This is a genomic window from Dyadobacter frigoris, from assembly GCF_005280585.1.
Classification (GTDB): Bacteria; Bacteroidota; Bacteroidia; order Cytophagales; family Spirosomataceae; genus Dyadobacter; species Dyadobacter frigoris.
The window spans coordinates 318,340-332,237 of sequence record NZ_SZVO01000006.1 but is presented as its reverse complement, the minus strand read 5'-3'; the positions used below and the strand labels follow the sequence as shown (position 1 = coordinate 332,237).

The following is a 13,898-nucleotide window of genomic DNA, read 5'->3' as shown; positions in this document are numbered from 1 at the left end:
ATTTCGACGTACTACCCTATTTGAAAGTTACTGGCTTTTACTGCTAAGTATTACATTTTTGCTTTTTTTTCAATTCAACAGGTTGAAATCGTCTTTAACTGAAAAGAAAAGACTTGAAGAAGAAAATTTGAAAAAAGCGACCGCTACTAAAAATAGAAAACGATGAACATTCTTCTGGTCGGTCTGGCTGTTTTATTTTTCGTTTTGGCGGGTTATTATGGCGCAGTCCGTGCTGTGCTGCTGGATATTTCAATTGACAAGTATACGCTCAGACATGAAAATGCCAACGTAATTTTTCAAACGCTTTACTGGCGCCGGCTTTTAAGGATGATCCGGCTTGCCGTGGTGGCTTTGGGCTGTTTTTATGCAGTAGCTTTTGTATTTCCGATCCTTAAAGACTCATTTGGCATTGCAGAAGAATTAACGATTTTGATCCTTTTTATCGCACTCGCCATTTTATGGGTTTTGTGTTATACCGTTTGGGTAAGGATAGGTTATATTTTCCCAAAAGTTCTGGATCTAAAAGCATTTCCTGTTCGTTTTGCTGAATGGGTTATCACACCGTTGTATTGGCTGGTTGAACCGTTTGTAAACGAGCATTCGCTGACCCATCATTTACGTGACGAAGCAGCATCTGCCGATGATCCGGATTTTGAAGATCATAGTATTGATGAAAGAATGTTTATCAACGCTCTGGATTTTAAAGATTTACGAATTCGGGATTGTATGATTCCGCGTACTGAAATTTCAGCGGTCAATGTAAATGATACGATTGAAGATTTGAAAAGGACGTTTCTGGCCAGCGGACATTCCAAAATAATCGTTTACCGGGAATCTGTGGATGATGTTTTGGGCTATTGCCACGCCTTGTCACTTTTCAGAAAACCAAAAGAAATCAGCAGCATCGTGACACCGATTTTGATTGTTCCGGAAGCAATGCCCGCGAGTGATCTGATGTTACGTTTTCTGGAAGAACGCAGAAGTCTTGCTTTGGTTGTGGACGAATTCGGAGGAACCTCCGGTTTGGTTAGTGTGGAAGATGTGGTGGAGCAGATTTTTGGGGAAATCCAGGATGAATATGACTCCACGGAAGACTGGACCGAGCGCAAGGTTGATGATCATACCTACATTTTAAGTGCGCGTCATGAGGTTGATTATCTAAACGAAAAATACGGCTGGGATTTACCGGAAGGCGATTATGATACATTAGCCGGAATGCTGATTCAGGTACACGGTGATTTGCCGGAAGTGAACGACGAAATCAGTATGCCGCCTTATTCTTTCCAGATCATATCTATGCAGGATACCCGGATTGAACTGGTGAAATTGACCAGACAAAGAACTGGAAATAGTCAGAAAGATATTGAAACCAACGAAATTAAGCCTTAGCAACTGATCAACTTTATTCAAATGACCATCAACAAAAACTTCAAATCCTCAACGTTTTTCCTGATTGCGTTTTTTCTGGTTTCTAACCTGAATGCTTTTGCGCAAAAAAAGCATGAAATATTTCGTCAGGAAATTGATAAAATCATTTCAGCCTCAAAAAGTGATGTAGGTGTTGCGATCATGGGCCTGGAAGATAAGGAGACTTTTTTGTTCAATGAGGGACATAAATATCCAATGCAAAGTGTATATAAGTTCCCGCTTGCGATGGCTGTTCTGGATCAGGTTGATAAGGGAAAACTTTCGCTAAATCAGAAAATTCATGTTACTAAAAAAGATTTGCTTCCAAAAACATGGAGTCCGTTGAGAGAGAAATATCCTAACGGGGGTGTAGATATTAAAATTTCGGAATTGATTGGTTATGCTGTTTCAAACAGTGATAATAACGCTTGTGATATACTATTCCGCACGGTTGGCGGTCCTGAAAAAGTGGATCAATATATTCATGGTTTGGGAATAAAAAGTATAGCGATTGCAGCTACTGAGGAAGAAATGTCAAAAAGCTGGAATGTGCAGTTCACGAACTGGTGCAAACCTAGGGCTATGCTGCGGTTACTTGACCTTTTTTATAAAGGCAAAAATTTGTCAAAAACCAGCACGAATTTCCTTATGAAAACGATGACGGAAACCACAACCGGTCCAAATAAGATCAAAGGCTTATTGCCAAAAAATACAAAAGTAGCGCACAAAACTGGATTGTCAGGAACGAATGAGGAAGGAATTTTAGCTGCTTCTAACGATGTTGGCATCATTACTTTGCCAAATGGTGAACACGTCGCTGTTGTTATTTTTTTAGCACATACAAAACTGGATGAAAAAAGCAGAGATGGCGTAATAGCACAAATTTCAAAAGAAGCCTACGATTATTTTCTGGCCAAAAAGTAGTGTCTGACCATTCCGTCATTCACTCATTCAATCACTCTATCATTAAATTGTGCAGATTAAAGTTGAAAATATAGGCAAGAAATTCGTGCGGGAATGGATCATTCGCCGGGCGAGTTTTGTGTTGGAGCAAGGTCAGATGTATACTTTTGTAGGCCCAAACGGAAGTGGGAAATCTACATTATTACAATTGATTACAGGTATGACACCTGCCACGGAAGGTACGATCATCTATAACCATGACGGAAAAGAAATCGATGTGGAGCAATGGTACAAATATTTGGTTATAGCAGCACCTTATCTTGAATTGATTGAAGAATTTACACTGCGCGAAGTCATTGATTTTCACAGAAAATTCAAGCCGCTGAAAAATAACATTTCCACCCCGGAGTTTGAAGATTTTATCCAATTATCTCACGCCAGTGGAAAAGTGATCCGCCATTTTTCGTCCGGGATGAAACAAAGAGTAAAGTTGGGTCTGGCTTTTATGTCGGATGTGCCGATTATTTTTTTAGACGAACCTACGACAAACCTCGATGTGCACGGAATAAATTGGTATCTTGAAAACGTCATAAAATCCACTGAAAAACAACTGGTTCTGCTGGGCTCGAATGTTAAGCAGGAATATGAGTTTTGTGAAAATATCATTAACGTTTCTGCGTTCAAATAAAATAAAAAGAAGTGCCGGCTATGACGAAAACTATACAATTTCTTCTGATTTTGGTTCTGGTTTTCCTGGGAACGATGACTGCATCGTTCAGTGGCGGTATGTATTTTGTTCAAAACAAAGGACAATGGGATGCAGATATCTTGTTTAGAACCGAGATTCCGGGCGGTTTTCTTTTTCTGAAAAATAAATCAATCGTGTATGTACTTTATGATGCTTCCAAGGTATCGGATATGCACGGGAAAGCAGTTTCGCAGCCTTTCTCACCCAATGCGAAATTTTTACCGTCAACCGCTCCGGTTATCAACGCGCATGGTGTTGAGGTAAAGTTTGAAAATGCCGGTTCTGATATCAAATATGGTACGAAACATCCTGTTAAAACCACTTTCAACTATTTCCTGGGAAACGACAAATCGAAATGGGCTGGTAATGCCGGAGCATTTGAAGAGGTAATTTATGAAAATATTTACAAAGGAATTGACCTTCGGATTTACATTTACGATACCAAACTGAAATATGAATTTATCGTTCATCCACTGGCTGATGCTTCCCAGATCAAATTAAAATATGAAGGTGCTACTGATATTTCCGTAAACGAATCGGGGCAAACTATTGTGAAAACTTCGGTTGGGGAGTTCAAAGAGGCGCAGCCTTATTCTTTTCAAACAATCAACAATAAAACGCAGGACGTAGCTTCCAGGATTGTTTTATCAGAAGGAAACCGCGTTCAGTTTTCCCTGCCAAAAGATTATAATCATTCAGCTATTTTAACAATTGATCCGGAATTGATTTTTTCAACTTTTTCGGGATCGATTGCGGATAACTGGGGGCACACGGCGACGTATGATGCGCAGGGTAATTTGTATTCTGGCGGGACGGTATTTGGCATCGGATTTCCTGCCACGGTTGGAGCATTTCAAATGAAATTTGCTGCTATTGTGGATGTCGGTATTTTGAAATACACGCCTGATGGAAGTCAGCTGGTTTATGCAACTTATCTTGGTGGTAATGATACCGAAGTTCCTAATAGTTTGATTGTTAACAGTAAAAATCAATTATTGATTTTTGGCACAACCAGCTCTACTAATTTTCCGGTCAGCATTTCTGCTTATCAAAAGATATTTGGCGGCGGCCAATGGGCTGAACCTGTAGGTGGCCTCGCGTTTTTGAACGGCAGTGATATTTTTATCTCCGGACTCTCTGTCGACGGAACGCAGCTAACGGCTTCCACGTACGTTGGAGGCAAAAATAATGACGGGATCAGTGCGACGGATAATGTCAAAGTGAAAAATTACGGAGATAGCTTTCGTGGAGAAATTGAACTGGATGCGGATGATAACGTGATCATTGTTTCTTCAACAAATTCGGATAATTTCCCGGTTGTCAATGCAGATCAAACTAAACTTTCAGGTAGTCAGGACGGTGTTTTGTTTAAGCTTTCTGCAAATTTGAATAGTTTGATGTGGAGCACGTATATCGGAGGAAATAGTTTTGACGCAGCGTTTTCTGCCAAACCTGCTAAAAATGGAGATGTTTTTGTAACAGGATTAACGCAAAGCGCAGACCTGAAAACGCTGTCAACTTCCTATCAGCCAAAATTAAGCGGAGCGGAAGATGCTTTCGTAGGTGTTTATAACGATGGCCGTTTAAAAGGAATGACCTACATGGGGACCAGCGCCGAGGATGGTGGATATCTCCTGGATTTTGACCCAAATGAAAATGTGTATGTTTATGGATTAACGTTTGGGAAATATCCTGTCAGCAACGGAATATACAGCAATGCGGGCAGCGGACAGTTTGTCCATGCGCTTGATTATTCCTTATCCAAAACGATTTTTTCTACGGTCATTGGATCAGGCCGGGGTGTCCCGGATATTTCACCCACCGCTTTTCTTGTCAGCGAATGCGGTAATATTTATCTGGCAGGATGGGGGGGAGATGTCAACAGAGCTACGAGATACAATACCGCCAGTAGTACCCTGGGTATGGCTGTTACATCAAATGCAATTCAAACGACCACAAACGGAAGTAATTTTTATATCGCTATTCTGGAAGAAAATGCCAAGTCATTATTGTACGCAACTTTCTTCGGAAGCCAGGACAGAACTGGTCAGGCTCATGGTGATCACGTAGATGGCGGTACAAGCCGGTTTGATAAAAACGGAATGATTTACCATGCCACCTGTGCATGTGGCGGCAGTTTTTTTCCAACAACACCGCAAGCCTGGTCAAAAACTAATAAAAGCCCTAACTGTAATAATGCAGCGTTTAAAATTGATATCGATTTGTTGAAAGCGGATTTTGATGTATATCAGGGACAAACTAAAAATGTACTGAAAGGATGTGCGCCGCTGAAACTTGATCTTGTCAATACCAGCGAAGGAGGAGTTGAATATTTTTGGGATGTCAATGGAAACGGGATTTCCAGAGAAGAGGATGGAGGATCGTATACTTTTACCGAGGCGGGTCAATATAAAGTGACACTGACTGTCTATAATAAGATGAGCTGTAAAAGAATGGACGTTGCTCAGAAAATTATTACTGTGGAAAGTGTAAATGCAAAAATAACCGGTGATACCGTTACCTGCGAAAATAAAACAACCACGTTGATTGCCAGTGGAGGTACAAAATATGAATGGTCGCCAGTGATGGGGCTAGACAATCCTCTGATTGCAACGCCTAAGGTGACTATTGATAAAACAACGCAATATTCAGTAAAAATAAGTTCTGAAAGCGGATGTAATGTTACCAAAAAAGTGACCGTGGTTGTGGAAGAAAGCAAAGATTTTTCTGTGACCCCGGATGTAACTGCCTGTGCAGGTACACCTGTTTCCTTAACCGCGTCAGGTGATGCCGCGGAATATCTTTGGTCAGGCGATTCTACGTTAAGTGAAACAACGGGAAAAACCGTTTCGGTAAGTCCTGTAAAAACGACAACATATACCATTCAAGGAATTTACGCAAATGGCTGTCGGCCGAAAAGACAAATTACTGTTAATGTAGACCGTTCATATGTTCCCGATTTTGAAATCGTAAGATCGGGCGGGGAATGCAATAAACCGGTAACATATTCGATGATGAACAAAACGCCAAACGCGCAGCGCTTCGAATGGAATCTTGGCACAACGAATAATTTTAGTACAGCGAATGTTGAAAATTATAGTTATGAAACACCGGGAAAATATACGGTAACGCTTACTTCCTACAATGCTTCGGGTTGTTCCCTTTCTACTTCCAAAGAAATCAGTGCGGAAGAGCCTCTTATTTTATCCAATGTGATAACGCCAAATGGGGATGGGAAGAATGATATTTTTTATGTACCGGTAACGGGTTCTTCTCTTGAAATTTACAATCGTTGGGGCAAAAGCATTTATAAATCCGGTGAGTATAAAAATGACTGGGGAAAGGGAATAGCGAATGGTACCTATTTTTATGTTGTTGATACACCGGGAGGAAATCATTGTAAAGGTTGGCTTGAAGTTTTGGAATAAGTCTTTGCTATATACAGGTCTGGATAAAAAACGTTAGTTTTAATAATTAATTAAAGGATTTAAAATCAACTTTTAAAAGATGAAAAAGCTATTTATATTTTTATTGGTATTAACAGGTTTTTCCGTTGCCAGAGCGCAAACGGCTGCTCATTTTGGTAAAGAGATTAATGACAAAAAAGCAATTCAGGCCAGTGCTTTACCGGCTAAAATGGGCAATCAGGAAGAGATGGCGACCAAAGTTACCGGGACTGTCGAGTCTGTTTGTCAGGTAAAAGGTTGCTGGATGAAAGTGAAAATGGATAATGGGGAAACAATGCGGGTTATGTTTAAAGATTATGCATTTTTTGTACCGAAAGATATTGCCGGGAAAACGGTGGTGTTCGAAGGCGAAGCGCAGATGAAAACGGTTCCGGTAGAACACTTGCAGCATTATGCCAAAGATGCAGGAAAAAGTAACGAAGAAATTGCCAAAATAACGGAGCCGAAAAAGGAGTTGACGTTTATTGCAGATGGGGTTTTGGTGAAGTAATATTTCACTTTACAGAATGTGTTAATGATGAACCAAATATCAATGACTAAAGTCGGAGACATCCTGGCAACCTGCCCAGGGATAAACCTTGTGTTGGGAAAGAACTCGCTGAGAATCGGGATTTAGCCCGGATTTCTATATCCGGGAAGATAAAAATTAACCCAAGGCTCAGCCTTGGGTTAGGAATATTACTCATATTTACCGGGCTTTACCCATCACATTTTCTATTTTTTCTCAGGCATCAATACCAATTTAATAAAATTCTCATCCGAGAAATATTGATTAGCTGCTGCCTTGGTGCTCGCCACGGTTATCGATTTCAACAATTTATCTTCTTCAAAAACTTCATTTAAATCATCTCCAAGGAAAGTATTCTCGTCAATATAGTTAATCCAGAAGCCATTTGTCTTAAGTGCAACTTCTGTTTTACGTTTTGTTTCTGCAACAAATTTTTCGATATCCTTTGGATCTGCACCATTGTCTTTGATCTTTTTCATCTCAGTCAAAGTGCGGCTCACAAGTTTATCTACATTTTCGGGAGCACAGCCAAAACCGATATTGAAACGATAATGCCCCGTAGGAAGTTTGTCTACATCGTCCGAAACGCGAACTCCATATACACCACTTTCCTCCTCACGAAGTGCTTCGATCAGTTTGATTTGCAATACTTCCTGCAACGCTTCAATCTGAATATTATTTTCAGGTTTATAGTCATACTCTCCGCTAGTCACAATTGTGACACGGCTTTTTGGTTCCAAACCTTTGTAGATCGTCTTTTCAATACGGCCTTTTGGAGGGAAAATATTCGGATGTTTGTAAGTATCATCACGATCTGTCGACGGTAAACCGCCGATGTATTTTTCGAGCAGTGGTTTGATGGCATCCACTTTAAAGGCGCCTACAAACGTGAAAACAAAATCAGATGCATCGGCAAATCGGTTTTTATACATTTCAACACCACGATCCAAACTTACTTTGTCAATACTTTCCGGCGTCAGCGGGCGACGATCCGGATTGTTACTCGTCAAAACAGCATTTAGCGTATCAGAATAAACTTTATCTGGTGTCAAGGTCTTACGCATGTTTTCCAGATATGATTTCTGGTTAGCAAGCATTCCGCCTACAACTTCTGCATCTTTACGTGGCTCGGTGAAATAAGCGTATATCAATTGCAGCGTAGTTTCCAGATCTTTTGGATTGGTGCTGCCTTCTACACCTTCTTTCAATTCATTAAGATAAGGCTCAACACCAACGGTTTTTCCGGCCAGAAACTTCTGTAATTGGGTTTGGTTATATGGCCCAACACCGCCAGACTGAAGCATATAACTCGTCATGATTCCGGTTTCTCTTTCACCCGGAAATAAGGAATATCCACCTTTTCCGGTAGCCTGAATGAGGATTTCGTCGTTTTTAAAATCAGTAGGTTTTAGAAGAACTTTTACGCCGTTTGACAAGACCAGTTCTGTTATTCCCAGCTTTTCGTCTGCTTTTTCGCTTGTAACTTTGCCTGGTTTTGGTTCTGTTTTAAGTAAAGGTGAATCCAGTACGTCATCAACATAAGCTTTTAAATCACCATTTGTTTGTGCCAGCATGGTCCGGATTTTCGCTTCGGTTGGCAAAGCATCTTTTCCCTTTTCAGGTCCCATGATAACAACAGCCCGGTTTTTATCCGTAATATATTTCTTAGCCAGTGCATTCACCTCTTCGAGTTTTATGCCACCAATGTTTTTTTGCAGGAAAGCATAATAAGCTTCTATGCCCATGTAAGGTTTTTGGTGTAAAAAATTATCCAGATATTCCTGCACATAATTGGCCGATTTCGTTTTGTCTTTCTCCTTCAAAGACTGCTCCATCTGGTTCATGAAATCTTTCTTTGCTCTTTCAAGCTCAGGCGCAGTAAAACCAAATTTTTGAACACGTGCGTTTTCTTCGAGCAAAGCAGTAAGTGCGGTTTCCACAGACGACGGATCTTTTGCAAGCGCGATGGAGGTATAGGAATCCAGATTGCCGAGGAAATCACTATAATTGCTGGCTCCATACAGGAAAGGCGGATTTGCTTTCTGTGTAAGTTCCTGCATCCGCTGACCCATCATGGCATTATATAATCCCTGGGCAATGTTATTTCGTACATCAAACATCGATTTCTCTTTCGAGTTTGGCTGTTTATAAATCAGCTGAATTACGTTTTGAGGATATTCCGGATCCGTTACGATCGCAACATCTGTGCCGCCATTCAGGGGAATTGTATATTCCGTCCTCGTTTTAGGTTTTATTACAGATGGTATTTTACCAAATTTTTGAGCGATGATCGCCTCTACTTTGGTCACATCAAAATCTCCAACGGCTACCACAGCCATAAGATCGGGTCTGTACCAATCTTTATAAAAAGCTTTTATACTTTCAGGTTTAAAGGTTTTCAGAATACTATCTTTCCCGATTGGCAGACGTTCTGCATAACGTGAGTTATTTAGGATCATTTTCAGATATTTATCCCGCATCCTCTGCTGTGCGCCGCGGCCCATACGTGATTCTTCCAAAACAACACCTCTTTCTTTTTCAATTTCAGTTGGGTCGAGTAGGGCTCCGTGTGCCCAGTCGTCCAAAACCTGAAGGCCTTTTTCCAACAATCCTGTGGAATCTGTCGGGATTGGAAGCATGTATACAGTTTCGTCAAAACCTGTATATGCATTTAAATCAGCACCGAATCGGACACCGGTTTTTTGTAGGAAATTTACCAATTCGTTTTTTGGGAAATTGGTGGTGCCGTTAAAATTCATGTGTTCCATGAAATGGGCAAGACCTTGCTGCGCATCGGTTTCCAACACCGACCCGGCCTTTACGATCAGGCGAAGCTCGGCACGGTTTTTCGGCTCAGCGTTCTTTTTAATATAATAGGTAATACCGTTTTTAAGCTTGCCGGTTTTTACGGTCGGATCCAACGGAATTTTCTGTGTGTGTAAATCTTGTGCAAAAGTTGGTATTAATGCCGTAGATATGCCTAAAACGCATAATACCAAGAGGGATTTTTTCATTTTACTGCTATTAAGTTGATAAAATGTATGAAAACGAAAGATATCGTTAATCAATACGATTGCAAAGGGAGTATACCAAAATATTTTAGTTGTGTAAGTGGTAATGACTTAAAGAAGTAGACGTTTTTTTAGTTGAAATAACAAATCTGCCACAGATATCGCTTCTGATCGCCTGTGGCAGATATAACTTATTTATATTTTTCAACCATCTTTTTCATAAAGGCAAGGCTGCCTTTCGCCAGATCTTCGGCATTGTATTTTGAAGGACGCCATAAAGATGTCGGGCCGACTAACCCTTTAATTTCAGAAGAAAAATTCTCTAAAACGAGTGCTCCGCTATAATCGATTTCTGACAAAGCTTTGAACAATTCTTTCCAATGTACATTTCCTTCAGCAAGCATCCCGCGGTCGCTGTCGGTCATATGTACATGATATAATTTTGAACCTCCGGCCAGGACTGGATCCCGAAAATTACTTTCTTCAATGTTCATATGAAAAGTATCCAGATGCAGACCCAGGTTTGACGCGTTAACCTTATTGATCAAAGTCATGGTTTCACTTGCTGCCGTGCAGATATAACTCTCATATCTGTTAATAGGCTCAATCCCGATTTTAATTCCGAGATTTTGTGCATAAGCCGCAACTTCTCCCCAAACCTGGCAAAGGATAACTTCTTCTTCTTTGGTACGTGGAAGTCCTGTGAAGACACCGATTCCTGAATGTAAAACACCGCCGAGAAATCCAACTTCCAAAATGGCTGCTTTATCCAACGCCGCCTTGATCAGCGTTGTTGCTTCCAGCGGATGAAAAGGTATATGGCAGTTTTTAGGCAAATTTAAGCTACAAACAGCTTCAATATTGTGTTCTTTTAATTGCTTCTTAACGGTTTCGGCATCAAAGTCCATGGAGACAGGAAGCAATATTTCCAGTAAATCAAATCCTGTTTCTGCTGTTTTTTTTATGGCATGAAGACCTGCTTCCGGAGTCCAGACAGGAGGGATCCAGGATAAAATTGAGGCGCCGAATTTTGGATTAAGCATAATTTTATAAATTAATTTTTCACTTCATCAGCTTATTTTTAAACTGAAAACTGGCCGTCTGATACCATGTAATGGCCTCTTTCGTCAGAGATTTATTGACAGGCGTTTCCTTTGCTGTTCCGTCTTTAAAATCCGGAAGAAAGGATTCCGCAATACGCTGCGGTTTCAAGATTATCAAAGTATCTTTTCTTAGATAACCCAGACTTTGATAAGTGCTGATAAAGGCTCTTTCGCGGCCTTCTTCCAATTTGAAAATATCGTACCCGAAAAATTTACTGGTATAAGAAAAGTTAAGCAATCCAAGGATCGTCGGTCCAAGATCGATCTGGCTCATCAGGCGTTCCATTTTCGCCGGCTGAATGTTACCCGGAGAATAAATCAAAAGCGGAATCAGATATTTGTTAACAGGCAGGTCTGCTTTTCCGGCACTGGAAGCACAATGATCGGCCACGATCACAAAAAGTGTATTTTTGAACCATGGTTTTGTTTTTGCTTCTTTTATGAATCTCCCAATCGCATAATCCGTGTATTTCACCGCACCTTCCCGGCTTGTGTGTGACGGAATATCGATACGTCCGTTCGGGTAGGTAAATGGTCTGTGGTTGGATGTAGTCATGATGTGGGCAAAAACCGGCTTTCCGGCTTTAATTGTTTTTTCAATTTCACGGGTTGCCAAAGTAAACAAATTTTCATCGGCTACCCCCCAGATATTCTCGTAATCAATATCTTTTTTGGCAATTGCTTTTCGATCTACTACTTCATAATCGTTATTTTTGAAGAAATAACCCATGTTATCAAAATAGCCATAACCTCCGTAAATAAATTTACTTTCATAACCTTTCTCTTTAAAAACTCTGCCCATTGAAAAAAGCCCTTCGTTTTTCGGTCGTCTGACAATGGATTGTCCGGGTGTTGGCGGTGTGCCGACAGACAGCGCTTCGAGACCCCGAACGGTTCTGGTTCCTGTCGCATACAAATGTGTAAAAAGAAGGCTATGCGTTGCAAGAGAATCCAGATTTGGGGTTATTTTTTGTGTATTCCCAAATATTCCCAGAAAATCAGCGCTCAAACTTTCGACGCTGATCAATACCACATTCATCTTTTTTTCGATACCGGGATTTATGATTTTTCTTTCTATGCTGAAAGGATTGTTGTCCACAAAATGGCTCTCAGGAGTTTTGATCTTTTCCCGGATCGTTTTAAAAGCCTCGGCGTCAGGTATTTTCTGATAAAACTGGGCATAGTCAAGCTCGTTATTTCTGTAAGCAGCAAAAAGTTCGTAAAGCCCGTTTCCGGCAAGTTCGTTTACATAGGTATTTTCAGAGAACTGTCTTGTTTTGTTACTAACCAGGAAAAACGAAGCTGCCAAAATAAGTAAATAACCAAGCATCCAGATTGATCTTGACTTAAAAGTGAGTGCGCTGCCTGCCGCTTTCCTGATCAGTGGCTTTAAAAAATAAACGAAACCCGCGGTGACTAAAACAAGAAATATAATGATCAATTCTACGGGATAGGATTGACGGATGTTACCGATTACTTCATTGGTATACACCAGATAATCAACAGCGATGAAGTTAAAACGTGCGCTGAATTCATCCCAGAAAAACCATTCTGAGACGGTATTAAACAAAAGTCCAAAAATGAAAAAGGAGAAAATTCCATAAAGCAAAATTCGCTGCCAGTTTTTCTTTAAAGCCTTATCTGACATCAGCCAGATATAAACCATGAATGGTAAAATGAAATAAACAGCATTAACCAGGTCATAAAACAGCCCGATACCGAAAATGCCGAAGAGGTTTATAAAAGTAAAATCAACGGCCGAAGCGGATTTGATAAGCAAAGCAATCCTTGTAAGCATTGATAAAATAACAAGGATGGTGATTAATAAAGCGGCTAATCCAAAAGAATGTTCATAAGGCTTGTTAGTAGATGGACGTTTTGGGTTAACCGGATAATCGGCAGATTTAATCATTAATGTTAGGGGAACGGGTGAAATTTAATTTTTTATGTCAGTGGCAATTAATTTTTCTGAAAGTCAGGCCTTTTTTAAAGCTTATTTTTGCTCTGTTAATAAAACTTGTTTTTTTGTCAAGCTCCTGAATATCACCAAAACCTTCTATAAAGTTATTGTCTTTTTTGATCATGACCACTTGCCGTATTGAAGTTGTACCTTCTGATAGAAATGTGTAATCGGCAATTAGCGTATCTCCGATCATTTTGCCTTTGATTGTTCCTTTATTACTGTCTTTTTCGAAAAAATGATATTCAAGGTCTCCTGACACAGTGTTATCTGCCACATTGATATGCAGAAATGCTGTGTCTTTTTTTGTGGTGAAATTGTAGCAGTCAAAAGCTTCGAAGGCCCTGACCAGTTTGCCTGGAATATTGGTTTTAGTATAAGTGATTTCTTTCCCGTTCCTCTTTTTTAGCACGAGGATACTGTCACCAACAGAGATGATTTTGAGAGTATCTGAAAATTCTTCCTTTGCTTCTGAATTTTTAGTGCCGCGAAGAATAAGCAAATCGCCAAACTTTTCCCATTTATTGTAAAGCTTGTCGTCCAGGTTAATTGAAGCGGCGTTTCCTTCATCTTTTAATGTAAAACCTTGCTGATGTTGAGGTTGTTCATCCATAGCCCTGACCCAACTTCCTGAAATGGAACCTGATTCTTTACTGCATCCAAACAAAATACAACTTATAAGTACTGTAAAAAGAAATAAATTTTTCATTACAACCTCTGGTAAACGATTAAAAGCGGAAAATGTAGTAACATTTCTGCATTAAACATACCAAGGTATGAAATATGGTTCT

The 13,898-nt window shown here is 40.1% G+C and carries 9 protein-coding genes; 5 read left to right on the top strand and 4 right to left on the bottom strand.

All coding sequences use genetic code 11. From position 1 onward, the window contains the following. Positions 1 to 162: 162 nt before the first annotated feature. The 5 genes from FDK13_RS14865 to FDK13_RS14845 all read left to right on the top strand — a co-directional run bounded on the left by FDK13_RS14865 (position 163) and on the right by FDK13_RS14845 (position 7,015). Complete coding sequence (locus FDK13_RS14865; protein WP_137340791.1) at positions 163 to 1,389, top strand: hemolysin family protein; 1,227 nt, start codon at positions 163 to 165, stop codon at positions 1,387 to 1,389. Between the two features lie 21 nt (positions 1,390 to 1,410). Next, a complete protein-coding gene (bla, locus tag FDK13_RS14860; RefSeq protein WP_137340790.1) occupies positions 1,411 to 2,331 on the top strand; it encodes a class A beta-lactamase, subclass A2 in 921 nt (306 codons plus the stop codon). 49 nt (positions 2,332 to 2,380) lie between these two features. Further along, a complete protein-coding gene (locus tag FDK13_RS14855) occupies positions 2,381 to 2,998 on the top strand; it encodes an ABC transporter ATP-binding protein (protein WP_137340789.1) in 618 nt (205 codons plus the stop codon). 20 nt (positions 2,999 to 3,018) lie between these two features. After that, positions 3,019 to 6,486 (top strand): T9SS type B sorting domain-containing protein, encoded by a 3,468-nt coding sequence (locus FDK13_RS14850; protein WP_137340788.1) that lies wholly within the window; start codon positions 3,019 to 3,021, stop codon positions 6,484 to 6,486. Positions 6,487 to 6,565: 79 nt separating this feature from the next. Further along, entirely contained in the window at positions 6,566 to 7,015 is a 450-nt protein-coding gene (locus tag FDK13_RS14845) for a DUF4920 domain-containing protein (protein WP_137340787.1), read from the top strand. 224 nt (positions 7,016 to 7,239) lie between these two features. Here the strand turns inward: FDK13_RS14845 and FDK13_RS14840 are convergent, their stop codons facing one another. From FDK13_RS14840 to FDK13_RS14825, 4 genes are all read right to left on the bottom strand, one after another. After that, positions 7,240 to 10,047 carry a M16 family metallopeptidase gene (locus FDK13_RS14840; protein ID WP_137340786.1) on the bottom strand — a complete coding sequence of 936 codons (2,808 nt, stop codon included), beginning with the start codon at positions 10,045 to 10,047 and terminating at the stop codon, positions 7,240 to 7,242. A gap of 188 nt (positions 10,048 to 10,235) precedes the next feature. Next, positions 10,236 to 11,087 (bottom strand): sugar phosphate isomerase/epimerase family protein, encoded by an 852-nt coding sequence (locus tag FDK13_RS14835; RefSeq protein WP_137340785.1) that lies wholly within the window; start codon positions 11,085 to 11,087, stop codon positions 10,236 to 10,238. Between the two features lie 19 nt (positions 11,088 to 11,106). Further along, positions 11,107 to 13,059, bottom strand: coding sequence for an LTA synthase family protein (locus tag FDK13_RS14830; RefSeq protein ID WP_137340784.1), 1,953 nt, complete (start codon positions 13,057 to 13,059; stop codon positions 11,107 to 11,109). Between the two features lie 37 nt (positions 13,060 to 13,096). Then, positions 13,097 to 13,816, bottom strand: a complete 720-nt coding sequence (locus tag FDK13_RS14825; protein ID WP_137340783.1) for a lipocalin family protein — start codon at positions 13,814 to 13,816, stop codon at positions 13,097 to 13,099. Between the last annotated feature and the right edge of the window lie 82 nt (positions 13,817 to 13,898).

Bases quoted from the DNA above. Each gene is read 5' to 3' on its own strand.
- FDK13_RS14865 (WP_137340791.1), top strand. From the start codon at position 163: ATGAACATTCTTCTGGTCGGTCTGGCTGTTTTATTTTTCGTTTTGGCG.
- FDK13_RS14835 (WP_137340785.1), bottom strand. From the start codon at position 11,087: ATGCTTAATCCAAAATTCGGCGCCTCAATTTTATCCTGGATCCCTCCT.
- FDK13_RS14830 (WP_137340784.1), bottom strand. From the start codon at position 13,059: ATGATTAAATCTGCCGATTATCCGGTTAACCCAAAACGTCCATCTACT.
- FDK13_RS14825 (WP_137340783.1), bottom strand. From the start codon at position 13,816: ATGAAAAATTTATTTCTTTTTACAGTACTTATAAGTTGTATTTTGTTT.
- FDK13_RS14850 (WP_137340788.1), top strand. From the start codon at position 3,019: ATGACGAAAACTATACAATTTCTTCTGATTTTGGTTCTGGTTTTCCTG.
- FDK13_RS14840 (WP_137340786.1), bottom strand. From the start codon at position 10,047: ATGAAAAAATCCCTCTTGGTATTATGCGTTTTAGGCATATCTACGGCA.
- FDK13_RS14845 (WP_137340787.1), top strand. From the start codon at position 6,566: ATGAAAAAGCTATTTATATTTTTATTGGTATTAACAGGTTTTTCCGTT.
- bla (WP_137340790.1), top strand. From the start codon at position 1,411: ATGACCATCAACAAAAACTTCAAATCCTCAACGTTTTTCCTGATTGCG.